Raw genomic sequence first — 18,825 nt, forward strand, 5'->3', positions numbered from 1 at the left:
GGTTCGTCGCATTTCGCACAGGTACGCAAGGGCCCCGGACATTCCGGGGCCCTTTGCCTTAGGCTCACTGCATGCGCTCGTCCCTCCGTCCCCTCACCGCGGCCGTCCTGCTGGGCGCCGCCGGGTCGGCCGCCGCCCAGCCGCTGTCGGCAGGCGACTGCACCGCCGAGACCCACGCCCGCCTGCTCCAGCCGGTACAGGGCCACCCCGCCGCGGCACGTGCCGTCTGGCTCGACGCCCGTACGCTGCGCTGGCCGCAGGCGCCGCTCGATAGCGGCCGGTTCGTGCTGTATGCCAGCCGGGGGGCCTCGCTGACGGTGCGCCCGGGCGAACGAGTGGTGGGCGCCACCGACACGGTGCTGCTGGTGGTGCGTACCGGCTCCCTTGCCGCGCCGTTGGCGCAGGCCACCCGTCACGTGCTCCCCGGCGCCACCCTCTCACTGGCACGCGGCAGGCCAGTGTCACGCACGCTGCTGGCGGCGCCGCTGGTGCTCGTGCGTGAAGATGGGGAGGGACGGGTGCTGGCGGCCACACACACGCAGACCGCACGGGCAATTGACGCGCTATATGCCACCGCCGCCGAATCCGTGACGCTGGGGGCCCGGCCCACGACCGGGCAGCGCACCCGCTTTGCCCTCTGGGCACCAACCGCCCGGGAGGTGGCGGTGTGTCTCCACGAGGGAACGGGGGGCGCGCGCCTTGTACCGTTGCACCCCGATACCGTCAGCGGCGTGTGGGAGGCCACGGTCCCCGACGCGCCGCAGGGCACCGCGTATCGCTATGTCGTCGATGTGCATGTCCCCGGGACCGGGATCGTGCGCAATCGGGTCACGGACCCCTGGTCGCTTGCCCTCACGGCCAACTCCGCGCAGTCGGTGGTGGTAGACCTCGACGATCCGACGCTGGCGCCCCCGGGGTGGAACCGGCGCCGGCCGCCAGCGCTGGCCCATGCGGTGGATCAGGTCATCTACGAGCTGCACGTGCGCGACTTCTCCGTGCAGGATGAGCGCGTACCCGTGGCCCATCGCGGTCGGTATCTGGCGTTCACGGACACCGCGAGTCACGGCATGCGTCACCTGCAGGCACTCGCGCGCGCCGGTGTCACCGACGTGCATCTGCTGCCGGTGTTCGACCTCGCCAGCATTCCCGAGATCGGCTGCCACACGCCGGACGTGCGCGGCACACCCGCGGGAGAAGAGCAGCAGGCCACCGTCATGGCCACGGCCGGGAGCGACTGCTTCAACTGGGGCTACGACCCCTTGCACTACACGGTGCCCGAAGGCAGCTACGCCAGCGATGCCGGTGCCTATCAGGCCCGCATCCGCGAGTTCCGCCAGATGGTGCTGGCGCTCAACGCCGCCGGGGTGCGGGTGGGCATGGACGTGGTCTACAACCACACCACGGCAGCCGGTCAGTCGCCGCAATCGGTGCTCGACCGCATCGTGCCAGGCTACTTCCATCGGCTGGATGCCGACGGACGCGTGGCAACGTCCACCTGCTGCGCCAACACGGCCACCGAGCATCGCCTGATGGCGAAGCTCATGATCGAGTCGGCGGTGACGTGGGTGCGGCACTATGGCGTCAGCTCGTTTCGTTTCGATCTCATGGGGCACCAGCCGCGTGCTGCCATGGAGCGTCTCCAGCGCGCGGTGAACGCGGCCGCCGGCACCACCGTGCCGCTCATCGGCGAAGGGTGGAACTTCGGCGAAGTCGCCGATGGCCGGCGCTTCGTGCAGGCGTCGCAGCGTGCGCTGGGGGGCAGTGGCATCGCCACCTTCTCCGATCGCGCGCGCGATGCCATTCGCGGCGGCAGCGCCCTCGATGATGGCGTGGCGCAGCTACGCCACCAAGGCTGGGTGAACGGCCTGGGCTATGCCCCCAACACGGAGCGGCAGCAGCTCGACACGCCGGCCGCCGATCGCGCGGCGCTGCTCGAGGCTGCCGATCTCGTGCGACTGGGGCTCGCCGGCACATTGCGCGACTACCGCTTCGTTACCGCCAGCGGCGCGGTGCAGTCGGGGGCGTCGCTGCGCTACGGCGATCAACCCGCAGGGTATGTGCACACACCGGCCGAAGTCGTGAACTACGTGGAGAATCACGACAACACCACCCTGTTCGACGCGAACGTGCTGAAGCTGCCGCGCGGCACGACCATGGACGACCGGGCACGGGTGCAGCTGCTGGCGTCGGCACTGGTCCTCTTCAGTCAGGGCATCGCGTACGTACATGCGGGGCAGGAGCTGCTCCGCAGCAAGAGTCTCGATCGCAACAGCTTCGATTCGGGAGACTGGTTCAACAGCTACGACCCGACGGGCGCGCGACACGGATTCGGCCGTGGGCTGCCCCCGCGCAACGACAACGCGGCCAGCTGGCCGCTGCAGCGCGAGCGGCTGGTCGATACCGCGCTGGTGCCGTCGCCGGCAGCGGTGCGCTTCACGCGCGCCGCCTTCCTCGACCTGCTGCGCATCCGCGCGAGCTCCACACTCTTCCGGCTGCGCACGGCGGGGGAGGTGCGCACCCGACTGCGCTTTGCCAACGTGGGGCGTGCGCAGCAGCCCACGGTGGTCGCCGCCCATCTTGATGGCCGTGGACTGGCGGGTGCCAACTTCGCCGACCTGCTGTACGCCGTGAACGCCGACACGGTGGCGCACGAGGTGACAGTCCCGTGGCTGGCCGGCGCACCGCTGCAGCTGCATCCGGTGCTGGGCGCCCCCACGGCGGCCGACGCGCGCGTCCACAGCGCCCGCTGGGACCGTGCGCGTGGTGTGCTCACGGTGCCGCCACGCACCGCTGTGGTCTGGGGACGCCGCTAGTGCGGCACCGGTTGGGCGTTTCGCCCGTCGCCCCATGCAATAGCTTGCGCCCATGAACACGCGCAGTGAAATCTCTGCCTACGACACGTGGCAGGTGGGACGGGTGCCCGTCATGGACGCGGTGGTGGCCGTGGCGTCCAAGCCGGGCGTCATGGCCCACGGTGGTGCCGACGCCCCCGCCGGCATGCTGGCCGAAGCCGTGGCCGCCCGCCTGCCGTCGGCCGTTGGGGTACGGTCCCTGCACCTGGGCAGCGGCAATGGGCTCGTGCCCGCCGTGGCACAGGCTGTGGGTTTTGCGCCGCTCGCCTTCGACCGGTACGCGGCGAACGCCGAGGCCACCCGACGGTCGCTGCTCGCCTCCGCTCCCCAGGGCGAGCACGACGGCCACCCCGCACCGGCCGTGTTCCACGCGGCGTGCGTCAATCCGCACGTGGAGGCGGGCTCGTGCGAGCTGGCGACCATTCGCATTCCAACCGATAAGCTGGGCGTGCAGCTGGCCGTGGTGGAAGCCTTCCGCGCTCTCGCGGTGGGGGGACGGTGTCTGCTGGCGGGGGCGAACGACGAAGGCGCCAAGCCGGCGGCGCGCCTGTTGGAGCAGCTCTTCGGGGCGGCGCGGCTCGAGAACCAGCATAGTGGCTGTCGGCTGCTGTCGGCGGTGAAGATGCGCGAGGCGCCGGGAGACGCGGCGCTCACGCACATCCGCTGGCTCGACGGCGACGCGTTCTCCGAACAGCCGGTGGTCGCGGGCGGTACGTCGTTCGTGCTGGCCACGCGCCCCGGGGTGTTTTCGTGGGAGCATCTCGACGAGGCATCCGGCATTCTGGCCGACCTCATGCGCGTCGACGACGGCGAGTCCGTGCTCGACCTGGGGTGTGGTGCCGGCGTACTGGGGGTGGTGGCCGCACGCCTCACCCCGACCGGCTCGGTGTGCATGCTCGACGCCGACGCCGACGCCATCCGCTGCGCTCAGCGCACCGCCCGGCTGGCGGAGTGCTCCAACGTGGACGTGCGGGCCAGCGATGTGTGCCGCGCCGTCGCTGAGCGCACCTTCGATGTGGTGGTGAGCAATCCGCCGTTTCACCTGGGCAAGGGCACCGATCTGGCCATTCCGCGCGCCTTCATCGAGCAGGCCCATGCGCGGCTGCATCGCGGCGGGCGCCTGTATCTGGTGGCCAACCGCACGCTGCCGTACGAACGCCTCATCGCCGAGGTCTTCGGCGAGGTGCGCACGGCGCACGACGGACGCCGCTTCAAGGTCATCGGCGGGGTGCGCCGTGCCTGAGGAGCGCGAGCCGCGGCCTGCTGGTGAGCCTGCACGGGCGCCCGCCTGGGCTCCGGCGTGGATTCCCGCGCGGCTCCTCCGCTGGCTCACGCTGTCCAACCTCTTTACCGCCGCCGTCGTGCTGTGGGCGGCGCCACGCTGCTGGCCGCACGTGGAGGCCCTGCTGGGCGTGCGGCAGCGCGCCGCGCTGCGACCGGACTACGCCGTGACCACGCGGGGCGGCGACCGGCTCACCGCCGACAGTCTTCGCGGACGCGTCGTGTTCGTGAACGTGTGGGCAACCTGGTGCCCACCGTGCCGGGCGGAGATGCCGGCGTTGCAGCAACTCGCCAACGCCTATGCCGCCGACGGGCTGGTGATGTTGGGGCTGTCGGTGGATCGCGGTCCGGCGCAGGCGGTGGACGCCTTTCTCGCCGAGCGCGACATCAGCTATCCGGTGGCGATCGTCACCGATGAGGTCATCACCGCCTTCGGTGGCGTGCGCGGGTACCCTACGAGCTTTCTCGTCGACCGGCAGGGCGTGGTGCGCCACACCGTGATGGGCCCGGTGGGCCCCCTCACGCTGCGGCCGGCCATCAAGCGCCTGCTGGCCGAACGCCCCACGGCTACCGCGACCCCTTCGCCTCCAGCACGGCCAGACGCAGTGCGCTGACTTCCTCGGGAGACAGCACGCGCCAGTGTCCGAGTGCCACGCCCGTCAGGTCGAGCGGGCCGAAGGTGGCGCGGTGCAGCGTCACCACATGATGGCCCACGGCAGCGAACATGCGCCGCACCTGGTGATAGCGTCCCTCGCTGATCGTCAGACGAAGCTGCCGCGGCGCCTGTGCCGTCAGCACCGCCGGACGCAGGGGAGCATCGTCTCCCTGCAGCCGCAGCGTCCCGCTGGCAAACCGCTCGGCCTCTTCCCCCCGTAACGGGTCGGAAAGCGTCACGTCGTAGCCTTTCGGCAGGTGCCATCGCGGGGACGTCAACTGGTGATTCAGCGGGCCGTCATCGGTGAGCAGCAGCAGGCCGCTCGTGTCGGCGTCGAGACGCCCCACGGTAGCCAGCACGGGGGTGCGCTGCAACCATCGCGGTGGCGCCAGGTCGTACACAAGCGGCGGCCGATCGCGCGTGGAGCACACGTAGCCCACGGGCTTGTGCAGCAGGACCACGGACCCGGGCGGAGGATCGAGCGGGGCACCGTCCAGGCGCACATCATCGTGGGCAAACGGATCGGCGTCCCGCAGGATGGCCCCGCTGGCCGAACGGACCTGCCGACTGGCAACCAGCCGTTCGCACTCCTTGCGGGTGCCGTAACCGAGGCGGGCGAGATAGCGGGCGAGGGACACGCGAAGCGCTGAGGGCGGGGCAGAAGGATCGAAACGGGCCCGTGCATTATACTGCCGGAGCCATTGCCGGGGGCCCGTGCACGCCATCGGCCCGCTCGCGGCGCTCCCGTAGGGCGCCCTGCACATTCCCATTCGTTCCGAGCTCGCATGCCGCGTCGCCCTGCCATCACCACCAGTGACTTCTACGACTGGTTTTCCACGGTGCCCGACGAGGTCAACGCGGAGCGCCTCGCCTTGCGGCAGTTCATGACGGAGGAGTGGGAGCCGCAGGCGAACGAATGGTGGGAGAAGGGGGAGTTCCCCCGCGACTACCTCATAGCGCGCATGAAGGCGTTGGACCTGTTGCGGCATCGGTACACGCCGGCCCACGCACCTGTGGCCACCGTGTCGGACGGACTGCTCAGCATGGAGTTCGCACGCGTCGATCCCTCACTGGCCACCTTCTTCGGTGTGCACGCCGGGCTGTGCATGAGCGCCATTGCGCTGTGCGGGTCACTGGAGCAGCAGGAGGAGTGGTTGCCGGCGTTGCGTCGGTGGGAGTTGGTGGGCGCGTTTGGTCTCACCGAACCCGATGTGGGGTCGGGGGTCGCGCGCGGACTCACGACCACCTGTCGGCGCGACGGCGACACGTGGGTGCTGAACGGCCAGAAGAAGTGGATCGGCAACGCCACCTGGTGCGACGTGGTGGTGATTTGGGCGCGTGACGAAGCCGACGCGACGGTGAAGGGGTTCATCGTGCGGACCGCGCTGCCGGGGTACTCGGCGGAGCTCATGCGCGGCAAGATCGCGCAGCGCACGGTGCACAACGGCCTCATTACCATGCGCGACCTTCGGGTGGCGGAAGCCGACCGGTTGCAGCGTGCCACCTCGTTTGCCGATACCCAGCGGGTGCTGGTCACGGCGCGCTGCGGGACGGCGTGGCAGGCGGTGGGATGCGCGATGGGGGCGTACGAACACGCGTTGCGTTACGCCGGCGAGCGCAGCCAGTTCGGTCGTCCCATCGCCTCCTATCAGCTGGTACAGCAGATGCTGGTGAAGATGCTGGGCAACGTGACGGCCATGATCGGCGTGGCGCTGCGGGCGTCGGAGCTGCAGGACCGGTTGGGTCCCCGCGATGAGCACTCGGCGCTGGCCAAGCAGTTCTGCGCGGCCAGGTGCCGCGAAACGGTAGCGCTGGCGCGGGAGGCGCTGGGCGGCAACGGCATCCTGCTCGAGTATCACGTGGCGCGATTGTTTGCCGACGCCGAGGCCATCTACAGCTACGAAGGGTCGAATGAGATCAACACCATGATCGTGGGGCGCGCCATTACTGGCCACTCCGCGTTCGTGTAGCGACCGGCGGGCGGGCGCCTCAGTCGTCGAGCCCGTACACCACGGTGGTCACGACCCGCACGCGCTTGCGCACCTGGCTCTCTTCCGTGATTCCCGCCGCCTGGTCGCGCGGCAGGATCTCGAAGACGCCCTGGCTGGCCGTGCGGATACCGGAGAGGGTGCTGTTCGCGTCGCGCGCAAACTGCTCGGCGCCTTCGCGCGCCCGGGCGGTGGCTTCGGCAATCATGGCCGGCTTGAGCGCATTGAGGCCAGTGAAGACGAAGGTGGGGCCACCGCCGCCGTACTCCTGACCGCTCGACAGCACCACCCCGTTGCGGACCAGCTCGGGGACACGCTGGCTGGCGGCCTGCACCTTGTCCACGTCGGCGGAGCGCACCACGAGCGTCTGGCGAATGATGTAGCGGGCGGTGTTGGCGTAGCCGCCCACCGTCCGGGCGTCTTCCACCCGGAACTCCTGCACCGTGATCTCGGAGGCGGCGGAGTCGAGCCCGCTTTCACGCAGGAACCCGCGCACCTGCTGCACGTTGCGCTCGAGAGCGGCGTTGGCGCGCCCGAGGTCATCGTCGGTGGCCACCAGGCGCAGCGGCCAGATGGCGAGGTCGGCCTTGGCTTCGCGCTCGGCGACGCCCTTCACCGCGACGGTGCGATCGGCGGTGCGCATGCGGGCGAAGCCGGTGCCAATCAACGCGCCAGCGCCGGCCACCCCCACGGCCAGCACGAGGGCGCCGAGCAACAGGGGCGTGGAAAGAGCCGGCCGAGCAACCGTGGTCATGGGCACTGTCTGAAGAGGTGGAGAACGGCGGAGCACGTCATTTTCCGTGTAAACCCGTCGGGGGGCAAGGGGGCCATGTCCCACGCGTTGTGCACACGCTCAGCTCTGCGCGGGCAAGCGGATGTCCACGCGGCACCCGCCGGTGGACTGGTTGCTCATGCGGAAGGCGTAGCGGTCGCCATAGAGCATGGCGAGCCGTGAGCGCGTGTTGGTGAGCCCAATGCCCAACCCGTCCACCGATGGCACCGCCGCGAGAAAACGCCCGCTCGTGGTGAGGAGTCCATCGAGCCCCTTGCCGTTGTCCTCCACGACGATCTCGAGACTGCCACCCACGCGCACGAGACGCACGGCGATCGACTGATCGGGGTGCCCCGGCGCCAAGCCGTGCTTGAGGGCGTTCTCCACGATCGGCTGCAGCAGGAAGCTCGGCACCAGGAGATCGACGGCGTTGGGGTCCACGTCGATGTCCACGTCCAGCCCGCTGCCGTAGCGAACGCGGGCGATCTGCAGGTAGAGCTCCACCAGCTCGATCTCCTGCCAGACGGGGATGAGCGACTGCCCTGCCGACCGCAGCGACAGCCGCAGCAGATCGCTGACGCGAATGAGGGTGCGTTGCGCCTCTTTCACGTTCATCTCCATCAGCTCGGCCACCGAGTTGAGCGCGTTGAAGAGGAAATGCGGATTGAGCTGCATGCGCAGCGCTTCCAGCTGCGTGCGCGCGAGCTTCTGTTCGAGCTCCGCCGCCGCGCGATCACGCTCACGATACCGCCGCACGAACTCGACCATGTACGCGGCCCCAAGCACGGCCCAGTAGAGCACGACTTGGATATCCAGATGATTGACGATCACCACGCGCAGGGCGAACGCATAGGTCGTGACCTGCCCGACAGCGCCGAACACGTGATCGAGCCAGGCAATGGCCAGCACGTTGGCCGCACTGATCATCACGGTGAAGCCGGCGTGCAGGGCCAGCCACGGCAGAACGCGGGCCGTGTCGAGTTGCACGCGATCAACGAGGGTGAGAATCAGCTGCGACCAGAGCCCCCACAGCATCCAGGCCGAGCCCTGCCAGAGCAGCGCCGTGCCGATCCCGTAGTGGACGCCGGAGGTGTCGCCCACCACGGTGAGTTGCAACGCGGCGAGTGAGGAGGGCACCACCCAGATGCTGGCAAACAGCACGCGGGTGAGCCGCCGCAGCCGTGCGCCCTCGTCGGCAATCGTGAGCGGAAGTGACGAGTTGGTCATGGATGAGACAAGACGCGTATGGGGATGACAGGACGAATGCGACCCGGCGGTATACCGCGCTGGTGCTCAGGCGAACTCTGGAGCGGGAGCGGGGTACTGGGGCGCAGCGGACAGCGTGTCACGGTGCGGCGGCACTTCCCTCCTTCGGGCTTCGGTGCAACCGTTCGAGACAGCGTGGGCCACGACCCAGGCAACCACACTCCGCAATCTGGTGTTTGTCACCGGTCTGGGTATCCGCTGGCGATCGCGACATTGGTCTCAGGCGGTATGATCGTCGAAGCGTAACCGTCACGTCGCACCTCCCGACGTGATGGCCCGGTGCGCTTCGGTTCGTCAACGGGAGGGGAGAAGGTACGAGTGCGAGTCCTCATTGTGGATGACGAGACGCTGGCCCGCCAGCGCGTACGCCGCCTGCTGCAGAATGAATCCGACGTGGAAATCGTGGGCGAGGCCGAGTCGGGGCTCGAGGCGGTCACCATGATTCGCGAACTGCGTCCGGATCTGGTGTGCCTCGATGTGCAGATGCCCGGGCTCGACGGCTTCGGCGTGCTGCAGGAGATCGATGGTGGCCCGGTTCCCATGGTCCTGTTTGTCACCGCGTACGATGAGCACGCGCAGCGCGCGTTCGATGTGCACGCCGTGGATTACGTGCTCAAGCCGGTCGATGGCGATCGCTTCCGCGCGGCCTTCGACAAGGCACGCAAGCAGCGCGCGAACGCCGTGGCGGCCGAACGGCTGGGTGAGCTGCTCGAAACGGTGCGTCGTCTTGCCGACGGTGCTGGCGAAACGCGCGACGGGGCCGCGGCCCTCGCCGGTTTGGCCCCGGACGCGGGCGGCAACAGCACCGCGATGGCGGCAGCGCCGACGGCGGCGGCAGCCGCCGCGCCGAGTGGCAGTTACGCCAGCCGTATTCTGGTCAAGCAGGACGGCCGCATGTTCTTCGTGAAGACCACCGAAATCGACTGGATCGAGGCCGATCGCAACTACGTCCGCCTACATGTGGGGAAGACGGCGCACACCATCCGGGAGCGCATCTCGCATCTCGAGGAAACGCTCGATCCGCGACTCTTCGCCCGCATCCACCGCTCCACCATCGTGAACCTCAACCGGGTGCGCGAGATGCAGCAGTGGTTCTCGGGAGACTACGTCGTGATTCTCGAGGATGGGACGCGGTTGCGCCTCAGTCGCCATTATCGCGACCGGGTGGAAAAGCAGGTCGGCGTCTAGGCACCGTGCACATGCGCGTCCGGCGTCGGTGATTCCGTGATGGAATCCATGCGGCCGTTGCTGGCCGCCAGCCGCCCGAGCTGGCAGGCGCACCTCGTGCACTGGCTGGTGGCGGCGCGCATGCGCCCGCATGCGCTGCGCCCCATCGATCCGCTGTGGGTGCGCGCCAACATGGGCAAACCCCGCGGACCCCGCCGGCTCATGGCGCGATCCACCGGGGCGCGCTTCGCAGTGCGACCGGCGACCAGGGGGTGGCCAGGCGGGGAACACCTGGTCTGGCCTGCGGCCTCCCCCGGTGCTCCCACGCTGTTGTACCTGCACGGCGGCGGCTATATCGCCTGCTCCCCCGAGACCCATCGGTCTCTCGTCGGGTCGCTGGTGCGGCGTACGGGCGGCGAGGCGTGGGTGCCACAGTATCGTCTGGCCCCCGAACATCCGCATCCCGCTGCACTCGAGGACGCGCTGTCGGCCTACCGGTTCCTGCTGCGCGATCAGCGGGTGGCGCCCGAGCAACTGGTGGTGGCTGGGGACTCGGCCGGTGGGGGGCTCGCCCTGGCCCTCGTGTTGGCCCTGCGTGACGCGGGTGAGCCGCTCCCGGCGGCCGTGGTCACCTTCTGTCCCTGGACGGACATGGCGGCGACCGGCGCGTCGCTCTACGAGAACAGCGAGCGGTGTGCCATGTTCGCCGGCGAAACGATCCGGCGGGCGGCCGGGTTTTATGTGGGCAACGGCGACCCGAGCGCCCCCACGGTCTCGCCGCTGTACGGCGACTATCGCGGGTTCCCCCCGTTGCTGGTGCACGCCAGCGCCGACGAAGTGCTGCGCGATGATGCCGTGCGGGTGGCGGAGCGCGCGCGCGAAGCCGGTGTGCGTGTGGAATGCGCCCTCTGGCCCCGTGTGCCTCATGTATGGCAGTTCTTCGCGGCGGTGCTTCCGGAAGCCCGCGAATCGCTGACGCGCACGCGGGACTTCATTGCGCGTCACACGGCGGGCAGGTCCTCGGCGTAACGGTGTGATCCCGGCAGCATGGTCGTTCGAACGACCGTGACCGCTGGCGTGACGATCCGTGACGAGGGGACACGCAGGGCGTCCAGCGGAAAGCCCATGCCCATGTCCGACGACATTTTCCCCCCGTATCGCCAACCCGACTGGTACCCGCTGCAGCGCGTGTTGGCGAGCGTGTTCGGCGTGGTCGCCATCGACGCCACGGGCGCCTTCTGGTTCATCGGCTTCGTGCCCGGGCCCGTGGATGTCGGCGAACTGCGCCTGTATGAACACAGCGAGACCAGGCGACGGCTGGCGCTGGACTCCACGGGCGGAGCCTACCGCTGGCTGGACGGCGTGGGGCGCTACGTGCGGGTGGATGATGAGGATGCGTTGGTCGAGGCGCTCGTCTAGTCGGCGGCAGCGACCGATATAACACGCATGTCCCCTGAAGTCGCCGGAACGGGCGGCGCCGCTAGCGGCGTCCCGATTCCGCCGTCCACCGCTGTGCGGCCGGCGGCGCCGTCGCGCGCCGTGGTGCCGGTTCAACGCACCGGAACGGCGCTCTCCCCCAGCACCTCGCCCTTGGGGCGAAGCGGGGTGCCGCTCGACACGCTGCTCGCCATTGGCGATGCCGTGGAGACGCGGGATACGGTGGCCCCGGTGGCCATGGAAATGGGGCTGGAGAGCGCACGCCGCCAGTTGCTCCAGCGGCAGCCGGAGGGGGCGCTCGCCGTACTCGATACCATCTGGGCGGGGGCCGCCGACAGCGAGGAGGGCTGGTACCTGCGATCCGGCGCGCTCACCGTGCTTGGGCATCCGCTCGAAGGCGAACGCGTTGCCGGACAGGGGTTGGAATCGCAGCCCGATTCCCGGGCGTTGCGCCTGCTGCAATCGGTGGCACGCGCCATGGTTGGCGACCTCTCGGGGGCGCGGGCGGCGCTGCACGCGGCGCTCGAGCGTACCCCCGCCGACCCGGTTCTGCTGGCGCAGCAGGCGCTGCTGCTGGCCCGACAGGGCCACGCCGACGACGCGGCGGCCCTGCTTTCCGCCCTCGCTGCCGACGTGCCGGAGCACCCGGCGCTGGCGTGGGCGCGCACGGCAGTGCGTACGGCCAACCGGGACCGCGATCGCAGCATGGCTCGGGCGGCGACCCTCATCACCGATGACGCGCGACCGGTCGCGGCAGAACGCGCCGAGGCCGTGGGCGACCCCGTCGTGGCCGGCGACGGCGCCCCGGATGGCGACATGGTGACGACCGCCTTCGCGCGTCTGGGAGCCCGGCTCCGTCATGAGGACCCCCCCGCGTTGCAGCATCATCTGCGCGCACTGCTCCGGGCCTGCTCGGCAGGCGGAGCACTCGCCAGCGCCTGCACGCCGTCCGAGGCGCACGCGAGTCGTCAACTGTTGCTCGCGCTGACAGGAGCAATCGACGAGCCGCGGCACCACGGTGTGCCCCGCCCCTTCGCGAGCGAGGCACGGCCGATCACGCCTGACAGTCCGGCGCCGCTGCAGACGCTGGTACGGCAACTGGTACCGGTATTGCGGCGGGGGCGGAGCATGGCCAGCGTCGCGGTATCGTCTCGCGTGTCGCCGCCCGTGGCGTCGCCCCACACGGCGGTGATCGAGGCGGAGCGCCTCCTGCGGCGTCACGGTGCCACGGTGCCCCCGGCCGTGCGTGCGCTGCTCGCGGTCCTGGTGGCGGGCGCTGCCGGCGACCCGGATCCGATCGCACCGCGCACCGCTGCCAGCGACGACCGGGCAGGAGAGACGCCTGCCGCCGGCACCGCCGCAATCCGCTCTCGCACCTCGGCGGGCGTGGACGGCGTGGCCACCGACGAGGCGGAGCAGGGGCCGCTCGTTCCCGTGCGTCTCGGGCTGTCACTGCTGGCGGAATCTGCCGTGACCCGGGCCCTGGAACGCGCGCAGGAGCCGCTGGGCAACTCGGTCCGGCTCCCGCTGCACGGTCTCGATGCGTGCGTGCCGCATGGCGGCGCGCGCACCACACCGACGGGGTGGGAGATATCGGTGGGTGCGGGTCCGCCGCGTGCAGTGGACGGTACCGGCTGGGGTGAGGCGCGCGCGCGCGCGGCGGTGCAGGACGTGCCGGCCGATGGCTCACGCAGCGCGGCGCTGCCGGCCATCGTGATGGGAGCGGGCGCGCTGGGCGCCGCAATGAACGGTGCCGCCTCGATTGCTGCCGTGCTGGGGGCCGTGGCCATGTGGCTCCTGTTACGCAGACCGTCGCCGCCCCCCACGCAGGACTGATTAGATTGCCGCCGGCGTCGCATTGGCACCGCTGCCGGTGTGGGCGCCACGTGCCCCGTCAGAACCCGACTCTCCCATGGCCCAGTCCACTTCCGCGCCGGTGACGGCGTTTCTGCGTCACCACTATCGGCACTTCAACGCCGCGGCACTCATCGACGCAGCCGATGGGTACATTCGCCACCTCGACCAGGGCGGCAAGATGATGGTCACGCTGGCCGGCGCCATGAGCACGGCGGAGTTGGGCATCTCGCTGGCCGAGATGATCCGGCAGGACAAGGTGCACATGATCACGTGCACGGGGGCGAACCTCGAGGAAGACATCTACAACCTCGTGGCGCATGATCACTACGCCCGTGTTCCCAATTACCGCGACCTTACGCCCGAAGACGAGCAGAAACTGCTCGATCAGCATTTCAATCGCGTGACGGACACGTGCATCCCGGAGGCCGAGGCCATTCGGCGCATTGAGAAGGCCGTGCTCGAGGAGTGGCAGGCGGCTGACCGGGCGGGCGAGCGCTACTTCCCGCACGAGTTCATGTACCGCATCCTCAACAGCGGGAAGCTCAAGGAGTTCTACCAGATCGACCCGAAGGACTCCTGGATGGTCGCGGCGGCCGAGAAGCAGATCCCCATCATCGTGCCGGGGTGGGAAGACAGCACCAACGGCAACATCTATGCGGGTCACTGCATGGAAGGGGACATCAAGAATGTCCACACCGTGCGCAGTGGCATCGAGTACATGATGTACCTTGCCGACCTCTACACGGCGATGACGAAGGAGTCGACGATCGGCTTCTTCCAGATCGGTGGCGGCATAGCCGGCGACTTTCCCATCTGCGTGGTACCGATGCTGCACCAGGACCTGCAGCGCACCGAGGTGCCACTGTGGGGCTACTTCTGCCAGATCAGCGACTCCACCACGTCGTACGGCTCCTACTCGGGCGCGGTGCCGAACGAGAAGATCACGTGGGGCAAGCTGGCCATCGACACGCCCAAGTACATCATCGAGTCCGACGCCAGCATCGTGGCGCCGCTCGTCTTTGCCATCGTCCTCGGCCAGTAACGGCTAGCGGGCAATCGTATCGCCCGGTGCCGGTTTGGGCACCCGCAGGCGCTGCCCCACCTTGATGTCGTCCTGCCCCAGCCGGTTGAGCTGGCGCAGGACGTCCGGCGAGGTGCGGTAGCGCCGGGCGAGCCCGGTCAGCGTTTCGCCGCGTCGCACGATGTGCGGCACGTACTCGTCCGCGGGGCGCGGCGCGCTGCGTGTGGTCCCTGCCGATTCCTGCTGCTCCCGCGTGGCCACGCCGCGCGCGCGCGCACTGGCCTGCGCCACCCGCTCCGCCTCGGGCCATGAGGCGTCATCCACGATGAAGTCCACGCTGGTACCGGGGGTGCGCAGGACGAGCCCGCGCCCGCGCCCGCGAAAGATGGTGCGCGGCTCCAGAGTGAATGCCGCGTCGTACGGATAGCTCTCCACCAGCAGCGCGAGCGGCCCGTCGTCGCGCGGCCGCAGCAGCGGTGTGGGGGGCGCACCCACATACAGCAGCCGCCGGTCGGTGGCCACCACGACGCCGAACGATTCGCGCCACATGTCGGTCCACCGGCGCTGCGACGCGAACGCCTGCGCCACGATGCGTTCGCCGGGAGCCATGGCCGACTCGACCTCCCCCAGGGCGGCATCCCGCGCCAGGCGCCGCGCGCCAATGGGGGGCACGATGGCGGCCGCTGCCACCAGTGTCACCGTGCCGACCAGTGCCGTCGTGGAGGTCAGGGCCACGATCCCCCGCACCCACAGCGAACGCTGGCGGCGTTCCGGTGGCGTGCCGGCAGTCAGCCATTCCTTGGTGGTGCGCGGGGTGGTCATGCGGTGAAGTGTAGGCAGGTAACCAACGCTGGCGTACCGCGTGCGCCGTAGCGAGCATTCGTGCGGTGCGCGCCGTTTCCCGGCGCAAGGCTGACCCGACCCTTTCTCCGGCACATTCCGGTGCTCCGTGCCTGCTGACGATCTGCCACTCTGGCGTCCCGCTGCCGCCGATGTCGCGGCCGCGCAACTCACGCGCTTTCGTGAGGGGCTCGTGGCGCGCGGTGTCGTCCCCGCGCACGTGCACGACGCGCACGCACTGCAACGCTGGTCGGTGGAGCACCTCGCCGAGTTCTGGGCGGCCGTCTGGCAGGCCGCCGAGATCGTGGCCGATGGACCGGGGGCGGCCCACGCCCCCTGGCGTGCCGTCCTCGAGCAGGGGGAGGTCATGCAGCCGCCGCATGCCGGACCACAGGGCCATATCGGGCCGCAGTGGTTTACCGGCACGCGCCTCAACTTCGCCGAACAGCTGCTGCGCCGCCGCGACGATGGGGTGGCGCTGGTCGCGTGGAACGAACAGGGAGCACAGCGCCGCATCACGTATGCCGAGCTGGCCGCACAGGTGGCGCAGTGCGCCGCCGCGCTGCGCGCCCTGGGGGTCGGCCCCGGTCACCGTGTGGCCGGGTGGATGCCCAACCTGCCGGAAACGGTGATCGTCATGCTCGCGGCCGCAGCCATTGGCGCCACATGGTCCAGCTGCTCCCCCGATTTCGGCACCAAGGGCGTGCTCGACCGCTTTGGCCAGATCGCCCCCACCGTACTCGTGGCGGCCGACGGCTACCGGTACGCCGGCAAGGAGATCGACTGTCTCCCCCGGCTGCGCGAAATCGCGGCGGCCATCCCGTCGTTGGTGGCGGTGTGGGTGGTGCCATATCTGCGTATGGCGCCCTCGCTCGACACGGTGCCCGGTGCCGTGCATTTCCCCGAGGTGCTGGCGGCCCACGACCACGATCGCACGCCGCGCTTCGAGCGCCTCCCGTTCGATCACCCGCTCTACATCCTCTACTCGAGCGGAACGACCGGACTGCCGAAGTGCATGGTGCACGGGGCCGGCGGCACGTTGCTGCAGCATTGGAAAGAGCTGGCGCTGCACACCGATCTGCGGGCCGGTGATGTGCTCTTCTACTTCACCACCTGCGGGTGGATGATGTGGAACTGGCTGGTGTCAGGGCTGGCCCTCGGCGCCACGGTGGTGCTGTACGATGGCGCGCCGCTGGCGCCGGACCCCACCATTCTCTGGCGCATGGCGGCGGCGGAGCGCGTGACCGTATTCGGCACGAGTGCGAAGTATCTGGCCATGTGCGAGAAGGAGGGGGTCGTTCCGCGGGAGTGTGCTGATTTGCGGGCACTCAAGGTGGTGCTCAGCACCGGCAGTCCGCTGGCCTCGCACAGCTACGACTATGTCGCGCGCGCGGTGGGCTCGGGGGTTCGGCTGTCGAGCATCAGCGGGGGGACCGATATCGTCAGCTGCTTCGCCCTGGGAGATCCCACGGGGCCGGTGCATCGCGGCGAACTGCAGATGCGCGGGTTGGGCATGGCGGTGGAGGTGTTCGATGAGCAGGGGGCTCCCGTGCGCGGGGTGCCGGGGGAACTGGTGTGCACGAAGCCGTTCCCCAGCATGCCCGTGGCCTTCTGGAACGATCCCGACGGGGCGCTCTATCGCGCCGCCTACTTCGAACAGATTCCCGGCGTGTGGCGCCATGGCGATTGGGCGGAGATCACGCCGCACGACGGGCTCGTGATTCATGGCCGCAGCGATGCCACGCTCAATCCGGGCGGGGTCCGCATTGGCACGGCCGAAATCTACCGGCAGGTCGAACAGATCCCCGAGGTGGTGGAGTCGCTGGTCGTGGAGCAGACGATCGGCGACGGCGACTCCCGGGTGGTGCTCTTCGTGCGGCTGCGTGAGGGGCACGACCTCACGGAGACGCTGCAGCAGCAGATCCGCCACCGCATCCGCGAGCACGCCAGCCCCCATCACGTCCCCAGGGTGATCGTGGCCATTGGCGACCTGCCGCGCACGATCAGCGGCAAGATTACGGAGCTGGCGGTGCGCGAGGTCATCCATGGGCGCCCCGTGAAGAACGTGGATGCCCTCGCCAACCCTGCTGCCCTCGAGTTGTTTCGGGATCTTCCCGCCCTGCGTCTTCCCTTGCCCCCCCGCTGATCATGAACCGCGTGCTGCGTGGGCGACCGCCCGCTGGGGCGTCATGGTGACCCAGGTGCTGGCCCTGCCACCGTCGCGCGCGGCCGCTCAGGCTGCTTCGGCGGCCCGATCCGCACCCACCCGGCCGTACACCTGCACGGCCGGGCTGGTGCAGCAGAACATCCTGAGCGCCGCGCTGTACGAGAAGATTGCGGATCGCATCATCGCGAAGCCGTAGGCCGACCCTTAGCTTACCTTCATGTTTCTGAGCCCGCCGGCAGAGGACCAGCGGCAGCGCGCGTGGATCGGCGCGCTGCCCCGTTCTCACATCTGAGAGTCGAGAGGTTGGTGTACGCCGCGTGACGCCCCGGTCGGGCGCACGCCGCTTCGCGTTGTCTTCCTCATCGCCCTTCACTCTGCAGGTACACGCATGGCCACGCTCACGCTTCCCGAAACGGGCGCCGAACAGGACGCCTTCCCCATCAACGGCACCGACTACGTCGAGTTCTACGTCGGGAACGCCAAGCAGGCGAGCCACTATTACCGCGCCGCCTTCGGCTATTCCCTGGTGGCGTATCGCGGCCCCGAAACCGGCGTGCGCGACCGCGCCAGCTACGTGATGCAGCAGGGGAAGATCCGCCTCGTCCTCACCACGGCGCTGTCCCCCGAATCGCCCATCGCCGCGCACGTCCACCGGCACGGAGACGGGGTCAGGGACTACGCGCTCTGGGTGGATGACGCCCGGCTCGCCTACGAGACGGCGCTCGCCCGTGGCGCGATCCCCGTGCAGCCGCCAACCGAGATGCAGGACGAACACGGGACGGTGGTCATCGCGGCCATCGGGACCTATGGCGACACCATCCACTCGCTGGTCGAGCGGCGCCACTATGCGGGCGTCTTCCTCCCCGGCTTCCGTCCGGTCACGCCGCATTACCAGCCGGCCAGCGTGGGGCTCAAGTTTGTCGACCATTGCGTCGGCAACGTGGAGCTGGGGCGCATGAACCACTGGGTGACGTACTACGCCAACGTGCTCGGCTTCCGCAATCTCATCACCTTCGACGACAGCGACATCAGTACCGAGTACTCGTCGCTCATGTCCAAGGTGATGGCCAACGGCAACGACAAGATCAAGTTCCCCATCAACGAGCCCGCCTCGGGGAAGAAGAAGTCGCAGATCGAGGAATATCTCGACTTCTACGGCGGGCCCGGCGCGCAGCATCTGGCGCTGGCCACCGACGACATCCTCGCCACCGTCACCGCTTTGCGCGATCGCGGGGTGGAGTTCCTGTCGATCCCCACGTCGTATTACGACGAGCTGCAGGCGCGTGTGGGGCGCATCGATGAGCCGGTGGAGGAGTTGGCCCGCCTCGGCATCCTCGTCGATCGGGACCCCGATGGCTATCTGCTGCAGATCTTCACCAAGCCGGTCGAAGATCGGCCCACCCTCTTTTTCGAGATCATTCAGCGCAAGGGGGCCACGAGCTTCGGCAAGGGCAACTTCAAGGCGCTGTTCGAGAGCATCGAGCGCGAGCAGGAACTGCGCGGCAATCTCTGACCCTCCGAG

16 protein-coding genes are annotated in these 18,825 nt (G+C 69.3%); 12 read left to right on the plus strand and 4 right to left on the minus strand.

The annotated features are described in order from the left end of the window. The first annotated feature begins 71 nt into the window (after positions 1-71). The 3 genes from O9271_RS02945 to O9271_RS02955 are packed head-to-tail and all read left to right on the plus strand — an operon-like array spanning position 72 to position 4,747. On the plus strand, positions 72-2,813 hold the full coding sequence (locus tag O9271_RS02945) for an alpha-1,6-glucosidase domain-containing protein (protein WP_298266049.1): 2,742 nt from the start codon (positions 72-74) through the stop codon (positions 2,811-2,813). A gap of 52 nt (positions 2,814-2,865) precedes the next feature. Further along, positions 2,866-4,095, plus strand: coding sequence for a methyltransferase (locus tag O9271_RS02950; protein ID WP_298266051.1), 1,230 nt, complete (start codon positions 2,866-2,868; stop codon positions 4,093-4,095). Further along, positions 4,088-4,747, plus strand: a complete 660-nt coding sequence (locus tag O9271_RS02955; RefSeq protein ID WP_298266053.1) for a TlpA disulfide reductase family protein — start codon at positions 4,088-4,090, stop codon at positions 4,745-4,747. The genes O9271_RS02950 and O9271_RS02955 overlap by 8 nt, the downstream gene beginning before the upstream one ends. Here the strand turns inward: O9271_RS02955 and O9271_RS02960 are convergent. Beyond that, positions 4,701-5,426, minus strand: coding sequence for a pseudouridine synthase (locus O9271_RS02960; protein WP_298266055.1), 726 nt, complete (start codon positions 5,424-5,426; stop codon positions 4,701-4,703). The genes O9271_RS02955 and O9271_RS02960 overlap by 47 nt on opposite strands. 147 nt (positions 5,427-5,573) lie before the next feature. On the opposite strand from O9271_RS02960, the gene O9271_RS02965 reads away from it, so the two are divergent. Then, entirely contained in the window at positions 5,574-6,758 is a 1,185-nt protein-coding gene (locus O9271_RS02965; protein WP_298266057.1) for an acyl-CoA dehydrogenase family protein, read from the plus strand. Between the two features lie 19 nt (positions 6,759-6,777). Here O9271_RS02965 and O9271_RS02970 read toward each other — a convergent pair whose 3' ends face one another. Both O9271_RS02970 and O9271_RS02975 read right to left on the minus strand, forming a co-directional pair. Beyond that, positions 6,778-7,530, minus strand: coding sequence for an SIMPL domain-containing protein (locus O9271_RS02970; RefSeq protein WP_298266059.1), 753 nt, complete (start codon positions 7,528-7,530; stop codon positions 6,778-6,780). 99 nt (positions 7,531-7,629) lie between these two features. Continuing rightward, positions 7,630-8,775 carry a histidine kinase gene (locus tag O9271_RS02975; RefSeq protein WP_298266061.1) on the minus strand — a complete coding sequence of 382 codons (1,146 nt, stop codon included), beginning with the start codon at positions 8,773-8,775 and terminating at the stop codon, positions 7,630-7,632. A 357-nt stretch (positions 8,776-9,132) separates the two neighbouring features. On the opposite strand from O9271_RS02975, the gene O9271_RS02980 reads away from it, so the two are divergent. The 5 genes from O9271_RS02980 (at position 9,133) to O9271_RS03000 (ending at position 14,317) form a co-directional block, all read left to right on the plus strand. Further along, positions 9,133-10,002: a LytTR family DNA-binding domain-containing protein gene (locus O9271_RS02980; protein ID WP_298266063.1), complete on the plus strand. Its 870-nt coding sequence runs from the start codon at positions 9,133-9,135 to the stop codon at positions 10,000-10,002. A 39-nt stretch (positions 10,003-10,041) separates the two neighbouring features. Next, the gene (locus O9271_RS02985) at positions 10,042-11,010 is read left to right on the plus strand and encodes an alpha/beta hydrolase (RefSeq protein WP_298266284.1); all 969 of its coding nucleotides are present in this window, start codon (positions 10,042-10,044) and stop codon (positions 11,008-11,010) included. A 102-nt stretch (positions 11,011-11,112) separates the two neighbouring features. Beyond that, a complete protein-coding gene (locus tag O9271_RS02990; RefSeq protein WP_298266065.1) occupies positions 11,113-11,400 on the plus strand; it encodes a hypothetical protein in 288 nt (95 codons plus the stop codon). A 27-nt stretch (positions 11,401-11,427) separates the two neighbouring features. Beyond that, a complete protein-coding gene (locus O9271_RS02995) occupies positions 11,428-13,254 on the plus strand; it encodes a hypothetical protein (RefSeq protein ID WP_298266067.1) in 1,827 nt (608 codons plus the stop codon). A gap of 76 nt (positions 13,255-13,330) precedes the next feature. Further along, the gene (locus O9271_RS03000; RefSeq protein ID WP_298266069.1) at positions 13,331-14,317 is read left to right on the plus strand and encodes a deoxyhypusine synthase family protein; all 987 of its coding nucleotides are present in this window, start codon (positions 13,331-13,333) and stop codon (positions 14,315-14,317) included. Positions 14,318-14,320: 3 nt separating this feature from the next. Here O9271_RS03000 and O9271_RS03005 read toward each other — a convergent pair whose 3' ends face one another. Beyond that, a complete protein-coding gene (locus O9271_RS03005) occupies positions 14,321-15,118 on the minus strand; it encodes a LysM peptidoglycan-binding domain-containing protein (RefSeq protein WP_298266071.1) in 798 nt (265 codons plus the stop codon). A 127-nt stretch (positions 15,119-15,245) separates the two neighbouring features. On the opposite strand from O9271_RS03005, the gene O9271_RS03010 reads away from it, so the two are divergent. The 3 genes from O9271_RS03010 to hppD all read left to right on the plus strand — a co-directional run bounded on the left by O9271_RS03010 (position 15,246) and on the right by hppD (position 18,816). Continuing rightward, on the plus strand, positions 15,246-17,282 hold the full coding sequence (locus O9271_RS03010; protein ID WP_298266073.1) for an acetoacetate--CoA ligase: 2,037 nt from the start codon (positions 15,246-15,248) through the stop codon (positions 17,280-17,282). Positions 17,283-17,325: 43 nt separating this feature from the next. Then, positions 17,326-17,499 (plus strand): hypothetical protein, encoded by a 174-nt coding sequence (locus tag O9271_RS03015; protein WP_298266075.1) that lies wholly within the window; start codon positions 17,326-17,328, stop codon positions 17,497-17,499. Between the two features lie 192 nt (positions 17,500-17,691). After that, on the plus strand, positions 17,692-18,816 hold the full coding sequence (hppD, locus tag O9271_RS03020; protein ID WP_298266077.1) for a 4-hydroxyphenylpyruvate dioxygenase: 1,125 nt from the start codon (positions 17,692-17,694) through the stop codon (positions 18,814-18,816). Positions 18,817-18,825: the final 9 nt, after the last annotated feature.

The organism is Gemmatimonas sp., assembly GCF_027531815.1.
Taxonomy (GTDB): domain Bacteria; phylum Gemmatimonadota; class Gemmatimonadetes; order Gemmatimonadales; family Gemmatimonadaceae; genus Gemmatimonas.

What these genes read in the sequence shown, in the direction of transcription:
- O9271_RS02950 (WP_298266051.1), top strand. Translation starts at nt 2,866, where the DNA reads ATGAACACGCGCAGTGAAATCTCTGCCTACGACACGTGGCAGGTGGGA.
- O9271_RS03000 (WP_298266069.1), top strand. Translation starts at nt 13,331, where the DNA reads ATGGCCCAGTCCACTTCCGCGCCGGTGACGGCGTTTCTGCGTCACCAC.
- O9271_RS02975 (WP_298266061.1), bottom strand. Translation starts at nt 8,775, where the DNA reads ATGACCAACTCGTCACTTCCGCTCACGATTGCCGACGAGGGCGCACGG.
- O9271_RS02990 (WP_298266065.1), top strand. Translation starts at nt 11,113, where the DNA reads ATGTCCGACGACATTTTCCCCCCGTATCGCCAACCCGACTGGTACCCG.
- O9271_RS02995 (WP_298266067.1), top strand. Translation starts at nt 11,428, where the DNA reads ATGTCCCCTGAAGTCGCCGGAACGGGCGGCGCCGCTAGCGGCGTCCCG.
- O9271_RS02965 (WP_298266057.1), top strand. Translation starts at nt 5,574, where the DNA reads ATGCCGCGTCGCCCTGCCATCACCACCAGTGACTTCTACGACTGGTTT.
- O9271_RS02945 (WP_298266049.1), top strand. Translation starts at nt 72, where the DNA reads ATGCGCTCGTCCCTCCGTCCCCTCACCGCGGCCGTCCTGCTGGGCGCC.
- hppD (WP_298266077.1), top strand. Translation starts at nt 17,692, where the DNA reads ATGGCCACGCTCACGCTTCCCGAAACGGGCGCCGAACAGGACGCCTTC.
- O9271_RS02985 (WP_298266284.1), top strand. Translation starts at nt 10,042, where the DNA reads ATGGAATCCATGCGGCCGTTGCTGGCCGCCAGCCGCCCGAGCTGGCAG.
- O9271_RS03015 (WP_298266075.1), top strand. Translation starts at nt 17,326, where the DNA reads ATGGTGACCCAGGTGCTGGCCCTGCCACCGTCGCGCGCGGCCGCTCAG.
- O9271_RS02970 (WP_298266059.1), bottom strand. Translation starts at nt 7,530, where the DNA reads ATGACCACGGTTGCTCGGCCGGCTCTTTCCACGCCCCTGTTGCTCGGC.
- O9271_RS03005 (WP_298266071.1), bottom strand. Translation starts at nt 15,118, where the DNA reads ATGACCACCCCGCGCACCACCAAGGAATGGCTGACTGCCGGCACGCCA.